The organism is Methylophaga sp. UBA1464 (genome assembly GCF_002325665.1).
Taxonomy (GTDB): domain Bacteria; phylum Pseudomonadota; class Gammaproteobacteria; order Nitrosococcales; family Methylophagaceae; genus Methylophaga.
In genome coordinates, this window is sequence record NZ_DCSO01000076.1 from 1 (window position 1) to 7,284 (window position 7,284).

7 protein-coding genes are annotated in these 7,284 nt (G+C 47.4%); all 7 read left to right on the forward strand.

Annotated features, from left to right (window positions below):
* On the forward strand, positions 1-1,022 hold a 1,022-nt coding region (locus tag B3O33_RS09015), incomplete at its 5' end, for an urease subunit alpha (RefSeq protein WP_292363463.1).
* Positions 1,023-1,044: 22 nt separating this feature from the next.
* A complete protein-coding gene (gene ureE / locus B3O33_RS09020; RefSeq protein ID WP_292360831.1) occupies positions 1,045-1,548 on the forward strand; it encodes an urease accessory protein UreE in 504 nt (167 codons plus the stop codon).
* 1 nt (position 1,549) lies between these two features.
* Complete coding sequence (locus B3O33_RS09025) at positions 1,550-2,230, forward strand: urease accessory protein UreF (protein WP_292360829.1); 681 nt, start codon at positions 1,550-1,552, stop codon at positions 2,228-2,230.
* 16 nt (positions 2,231-2,246) lie between these two features.
* Positions 2,247-2,855, forward strand: coding sequence for an urease accessory protein UreG (ureG, locus tag B3O33_RS09030; protein WP_292360827.1), 609 nt, complete (start codon positions 2,247-2,249; stop codon positions 2,853-2,855).
* A gap of 24 nt (positions 2,856-2,879) precedes the next feature.
* Complete coding sequence (locus tag B3O33_RS09035; protein WP_292360825.1) at positions 2,880-3,449, forward strand: HupE/UreJ family protein; 570 nt, start codon at positions 2,880-2,882, stop codon at positions 3,447-3,449.
* A gap of 194 nt (positions 3,450-3,643) precedes the next feature.
* On the forward strand, positions 3,644-7,030 hold the full coding sequence (locus B3O33_RS09040) for a hybrid sensor histidine kinase/response regulator (RefSeq protein ID WP_292360824.1): 3,387 nt from the start codon (positions 3,644-3,646) through the stop codon (positions 7,028-7,030).
* The coding region (locus B3O33_RS09045; protein WP_292363465.1) for a response regulator at positions 7,023-7,284 on the forward strand (262 nt) is incomplete at its 3' end. The genes B3O33_RS09040 and B3O33_RS09045, both read left to right, overlap by 8 nt.

A 7,284-nucleotide genomic window follows, 5' to 3' on the forward strand; every position in this document is an offset into this window, starting at 1 on the left:
ACTGTTTGTCCGTAGCGGACGAGATGGATATTCAGGTGGCAATTCATACTGATACCCTTAATGAATCGGGCTTCGTCGAAACCACCCTGGCAGCCTTCAAAGGTCGCACCATTCATACTTTCCACACTGAAGGTGCCGGTGGCGGCCATGCACCGGATATTATCAAAGCCATTGGTTCTGCCAATGTATTGCCTTCATCAACCAATCCCACTCGACCATTTACCATCAATACCCTGGATGAACATCTGGATATGCTGATGGTGTGTCATCACCTGGATCCATCCATTGCTGAAGATGTGGCATTTGCCGAATCACGTATTCGCCGTGAAACCATTGCTGCAGAAGATATTCTGCATGACACCGGTGCGTTTGCGATGATGTCATCGGATTCTCAGGCGATGGGGCGGGTTGGCGAGGTGGTGATTCGTACCTGGCAAACGGCCCATAAAATGAAAGTCCAACGTGGCACACTCAAAGAGGATGCCGAACGCGCAGAGGGTGACTGCGATAACTTCCGGATTAAACGTTACATTGCCAAATACACCATTAATCCGGCGATAACCCATGGCATTTCGCATAAAGTCGGTTCCATTGAAGCCGGTAAATTTGCTGATTTAGTGTTATGGCGTCCGGCGTTTTTTGGCGTGAAACCGACCCTGATATTAAAAGGCGGCATGATTGCCGCAGCGGCGATGGGCGATCCTAATGCGTCTATCCCGACACCACAGCCCGTACATTACCGGCCTATGTTTGGCAGTTTTGGTAAAGCCTTAAAAAGCTCATTAACCTTTGTTTCTGAAGCCGCCTTATCGAATCCGGCTGTCAAAGCACTGGATTTACAAAAGCCACTGGTTGCAGTGAAAAACTGCCGGAATATCAGCAAAAAAGATATGGTATTCAACGATGCCACACCAAAAATCGAGGTCGATCCGGAAACCTATCAGGTACTGGCCGATGGTGAATTATTAATCTGTGAACCGGCAACTGAATTGCCGATGGCACAACGTTATTTTCTGTTTTGACAGCTTATATTCAAGGACAAAAATGTTATCGATTTCGACCAAGCTGGATCATATTCACACCGATACGGTGATAGATGATGTGGTCAGTCTCAGTTTTGATTTGCGGCAGAAAAGCCGTATTCGCGTGACCTTACAATCCGGTAAAGAAGCGGCGTTATATATGCAACGTGGCACTATCCTGCGGGGTGGGGATTTTCTGCAAGCTGATAGTGGTGAAATCATTGAAGTCATTGCTGCTGATCAGTCTGTGATGAAAGTGACTACTACCACCTCAAAGTCTTTAACCCGAGCCGCTTATCATTTGGGTAATCGTCATGTTCCTCTTGAAATTGGAGACGGCTGGCTGAAGCTGGAAACAGATTCAGTGCTGAAAGCAATGTTGCTGGGGTTAGACGTTCAGGTTGAAGAACTGCAAGCGCCATTTGAACCGGAATCCGGAGCCTATGCTGGCGGTGGCGGTCATCACCATCATCATGACGATGATCACTCACATACTCATAGCCATGAGCACGGTCACAGTCACTGAGATGAGTTCTGCATCTTTATCCCGTCTGTTACAACTTGCCAGCCCGATGCTACCGGTTGGTGCCTACAGTTATTCGCAGGGCCTGGAGTGGGCGATTGAAAGCGGTGATGTGACGGATATTGAATCGTCGAAACAGTGGATTGGTGATGTGCTGTCAATCTATTACGCCAACTTCGAACTGCCGGTTTTACTGAGGCTGTTCAAAGCCTGGCAGCAAATGGATGGCTTGCAAATTCAGTATTGGGATGAATATTATCAGGCAGGACGCGATAGCAGCGAAGCGCTCGCCGAAACCCGTCAAATGGCCTACTCGTTGTTAAGACTGCAACGGGATTTAGCCACATGGCCACCACAAATCGTCTTATTAACGGGCAGCTTGCAGCAACCCGCCTTTCCGACGATCTATGCCGTCACGGCGTTGTGCTGGGAAATTTCGCTTGAGGAAATGTTGCACGCCTATGCCTGGTCATTTCTGGAAAATCAGGTCAGTGCAGTGATGAAAACCGTGCCTTTAGGGCAGGTGGCCGGGCAACGTATTCTGTCAGAGTTAGCGATGACTTTGCCTGCTTTAGTCGATCAAGCCATACAATTGCCTGATGACGATATTCAGAATTTCTGTCCGGCACTGAGCATTGCTGGCTGTAAACATGAGACCCAGTATTCCCGTTTATTTCGTTCATGAAGAAGAGAAAGACAAAATGAAAGAACCTTTACGAGTTGGCATCGGTGGTCCGGTTGGTTCCGGTAAAACCGCCTTAACGTTGGCCTTATGCAAACGATTACGTGATAAATACAATATCGCCGTGGTCACCAATGATATTTACACCAAGGAAGATGCCGAGTTCTTAACCCGCAATGAAGCTTTGTCTGCGGACCGTATTATTGGTGTTGAGACTGGCGGTTGTCCGCATACAGCCATCCGTGAAGATGCATCGATGAATCTGGAAGCCGTGGCTCAACTCAGTAAACGTTTCGATCCGTTGGACATCGTGTTTGTCGAAAGCGGTGGCGATAACCTGGCTGCGACGTTCAGTCCGGAATTGTCGGATCTGACTATCTATGTGATTGATGTGTCTGCCGGTGAAAAGATACCCCGTAAAGGCGGCCCGGGCATTACCAAGTCGGATCTGCTGGTGATCAATAAAACCGATTTAGCGCCTTTGGTGGGTGCTTCGCTGGAAGTGATGGATCGTGATTCAAAACGTATGCGTGGCGAACGGCCCTTTGTTTTCAGCAACCTGAAACAGGAAGACGGTCTGGATGAGATTGTGGCGTTTATTGAAAAACAGGGATTAATGCTGAATTAACCATTAAATCAAGAGGGAAAAGAAATGAAAAAAATGATGTTAACGCTGTTGGGTTTTTTGGCTTTTCCAGCTATTGCGTTTGCCCATCCGGGACATGATATGGCCAATTTTTCCAGCGGATTCAGCCATCCGTTTACCGGAATTGATCATTTACTGGTGATGCTGGCAGTAGGCTATTGGGCCGGACAATCCATATCAGCAACACGTTGGCAGGTGCCAATGCTGTTTGTGTTGTTTATATTGGGCGGGGTGGCATTAGGTGCCATGATTCCGGGTCTGGCATTTGTTGAAGTGGCCATTGCGGTCAGTGTTCTGGCAATGGGGCTGGTGATTTTATTAAACACTTCCATCAGCAGCATGTGGCAACTAGGGTTGACCACAGTGTTTGCGTTGCTACATGGCTTTGTTCATGGTCAGGAATTGGTTGCTGCAGGGAATGGCCTGATGGCGGTAACCGGTATGGTGTTGGCGACCATGATGCTGCTGAGTATGGGGGTCTATCTGGCAAGCTTTAAAGATCAACTTGGTATAGTGTTGCAACGTGGCTTTGCAGCGCTGTTGACGTTCAGTGGACTCTATTTGCTGGTGATGTAAAAAGCCAGAAACTCCGGTGGGGTTGCTGCAAATCCTCGCCAGACTTAGGTATGGAAAAATCAATACGTAATACTACGTAGATAAAAAATCGGTCGTCATACGTTATGATGCGATTGGGTAAGCTCTGTATCTCTCAATAATTGAGCGTGGGGATCCATCAAGCCTTGGGCTAAATTTATCGGGAAAATGCTTTGATGGAGTCATCAGAACATAACGCACCACAGCGTATTGTTAAAATCCGCCGTGATTACAATACCTGGGTGGCTAATGAAACGCTGGAAGACTATGCGCTGCGTTTCACACCACACTCGTTCAGGAAGTGGTCAATTTTCCGTGTCTCCAATACGGCATTGGGGGCCATTTCCTTTCTGGTTTTAGAGGTGATTGGCGGTGCTTTAGCCGTCAACTTCGGCTTTGTGAATGCTTTTTGGGCTATTCTGACGATTAGTCTGATTATTTTTCTGACCAGTTTGCCTATCAGCTATTATGCTGCGAAATATGGTCTGGATATGGACTTGCTGACCCGTGGTGCCGGGTTTGGCTATATCGGTTCGACTATCTCCTCGTTTGTTTACGCCACCTTTACCTTTATTCTGTTTGCGCTGGAAGCCGTGATCATGGCGTACGCCCTGAGCATGTATTTCGACTTGCCAATCTATATCTGGTATCTGATATCGGCGGTGGTAGTGATTCCACTGGTCACTCATGGGGTGACATTAATCAGCCGGATTCAGATGATCACTCAGCCGATATGGCTGTTTTTGATGGTGCTGCCCTTTATTTTTATCTTTGCCAAAGATCCGGATGCATTCAAAGGTTTGACGACATTTGCCGGTGGGTCGGGTTTTGATGGTGGATTTAACATTTACATGTTTGGCACGGCCATCGCCATCGGCATGGCATTGATTCCTCAGGTGGGTGAGCAGGTCGATTTTCTGCGATTTATGCCGGAAAAAACCAAAAACAACCGGCTTCGGTGGCATTTAGGCGTGATACTGGCGGGACCGGGCTGGATCTTCGTCGGTATGATCAAAATGTTTGCCGGCGTGTTGCTGGCCTATCTGGTGTTAATGGGAGCCAAATCCGTTGAAGAAGCCGTTAACCCTACCTACATGTATCATGTGGCCTTCAGCTATGTCTTTTCCAATGCCGATGTGTTGCTGGCGGTCACCGTATTTTTTGTGGTGCTGTCTCAAATCAAGATCAATATCACCAATGCCTATGCCGGCTCACTGGCCTGGTCCAATTTCTTTGCCCGTTTAACCCACAGCCATCCCGGTCGGGTGGTATGGTTATTATTTAATGTATTGATTGCCACCATGCTGATGCTGCTTGATGTGTTTCAGGCGCTGGAGCAGATATTGGGCTTGTATTCGAATATCGCGATTTCCTGGATCACGGCTGTGGTCGCCGATCTGGTGATCAATAAACCTCTGGGCTTAAGCCCTAAAGGGGTTGAATTCCGCCGGGCCTATTTATATGACATCAATCCGGTCGGAGTGGGGGCTATGGCCATGGCTTCCCTGTTATCGGTTTTGGCATTTGTCGGTGTGTTTGGACTGGAAGCACAGTCCTTTTCATCCTTTATCGCGATGTTTACCGCATTAATCTGTTCCCCCCTGTTCGCCTGGTGGACCAAAGGCAAATATTATCTGGCGCGTCAGCCTTATAAATTTCATCCCGGCAAGACTAAAGAAACCTGCAGTATCTGTGAGCGTGAATATGAGATTGACGACATAGCTTATTGCCCTGCTTATCAGGGCGCGATTTGTTCATTGTGCTGTTGTCTGGATGCGCGCTGCAACGATGCCTGTAAGCCGCATGCCAAACTGGATTCACAATGGCAGGCTGCCATGACAAAGCTGTTGCCGAAGTCTTTATGGGGATATATCCAGAATGGTGTAGGCCATTACATCCTGTTGATGGGCATGACGGTGCTCTTGCTGGCCTCGATCTTTGGGCTGATTTACCTGCATATCTCTTTGACTCTGACCGAGAATGCCTCGCAGATTTTGCCGGAGATCCAGATTGGGTTTCTGAAAGCCTTTGCGGCATTGGTTCTGGTCAGCGGTATTATTGTCTGGTGGCTGATTCTTACATCGCAAAGCCGTAATGTGGCACAGCAGGAGTCCAACCATCAAACCAGTTTGCTGCAACGCGAAATCATGTTGCATGAACAGACTGATGCTGAATTGCAGCGAGCCCGTCTGGTAGCCGAACAGGCCAATCAGGCCAAAAGTCGTTATATCACCGGAATCAGCCACGAATTGCGTACGCCGTTAAACAGCATTTTGGGCTATGCACAATTGATGGATAACAATACCGATGTGACGGCAGAGAATAAAAATGCCATTAAAGTCATTCTGCGTAGTGGAGAGCATTTGCTATCGCTGATTGAAGGCACACTGGATATTGCACGTATTGAAGGTGGAAAGCTGCAATTTGATGTCAAATCGCTGCGTTTTCCTGAATATATCCAGCAAATTATCAGCATGTTTGAGCTGCAGGCAATTAATAAAGGGCTGAAATTTGAGTATGAAATCAGCTCGGATTTGCCGCGTGTCGTGCGAGCTGATCACAAGCGTTTAAGTCAGATATTGATCAATATCATCGGTAATGCAGTGAAATATACCAGTGAAGGTTCAATTCATTTGCGGTTTAATCATGCCCGCGAATTTTTATCGATAGAGGTGGAAGATACCGGACCCGGTATCAGGCAGTCGGAACTGGATCATATTTTTGAGCCGTTTATACGCGGCAGCGCAGCGCAGGGAATTGGTGGCACTGGCCTGGGACTGACCATCAGCAAGTTGCTTACTGAGCTGATGGGCGGTGTTTTGCACGTTGAAAGTCAGGTGGGCAAAGGCACGACCTTTTTTGTCAGACTGTTTTTACCATCCGTTCGGGTTGAAGAGGATTTGCCGTTACTCAACACGCGCATGCCAGTGGGTTATAAGGGACCACGACGTAAATTGCTGGTGGTGGATAACGAACCAGTGGATCGTGAGTTGCTGTTAAATATCCTTGAGCCCTTGGGTTTCGAAGTCAAAGAGGCCGCATCCGGCGCGGAATGTTTACGCATTTATCCGGAATTTCAGCCGGAAATCATTTTTATGGATCTGGCGATGCCGGAAATGGATGGCTGGGAAACCTGTCATCTTATCCGTAATGTGCATAAGTCTGATGTCAAAATCGGCATTATTTCGGCCAATGCGTTTGATAAAAACCTGGAAAATTCTTCAGGTATTACCGATAAAGATTTCATTCTAAAGCCGGTCAATCTGTTTGAGCTTATTAACTGGATTGGTGAACGACTCAATTTACAATGGATAGAAAGCAAGGATGATCTGGTGATTGAAGACGCCACGATGGCGTATGTATTGCCTTCGCAAGCAGTGTTAAACGACTTATTAGAGATGATTAACATGGGATATCTGGTCGGTGTGCGTAAACTGATCAATGACATCGAGGAACAAGGTCTGGCGTGTAAACAGTTTGTGACGGACATACGCCAGATGTCTGACAGATTTCAATTAGGCACCCTGAAAACCTTTATAGAAGAGAAATTAGCTGATGTCTGAAAACCCGCTTAATGCCGTTGTGCTGGTGGTCGATGACACGCCCGATACGCTGGCATTATTACATGATGCTTTGGTGGAGTCTGGTTATACCGTATTGGTGGCTGACAATGGTGAATCGGCGCTGAAAATCAGCTTGGAAGCCACACCTGATATCGTGTTACTTGATGCACTGATGCCCGGTATGGATGGTTTTGAAGTCTGCCGGAATCTCAAAAAGGATCTGAACACCCGGCATATTCCAGTGATTTTTATGA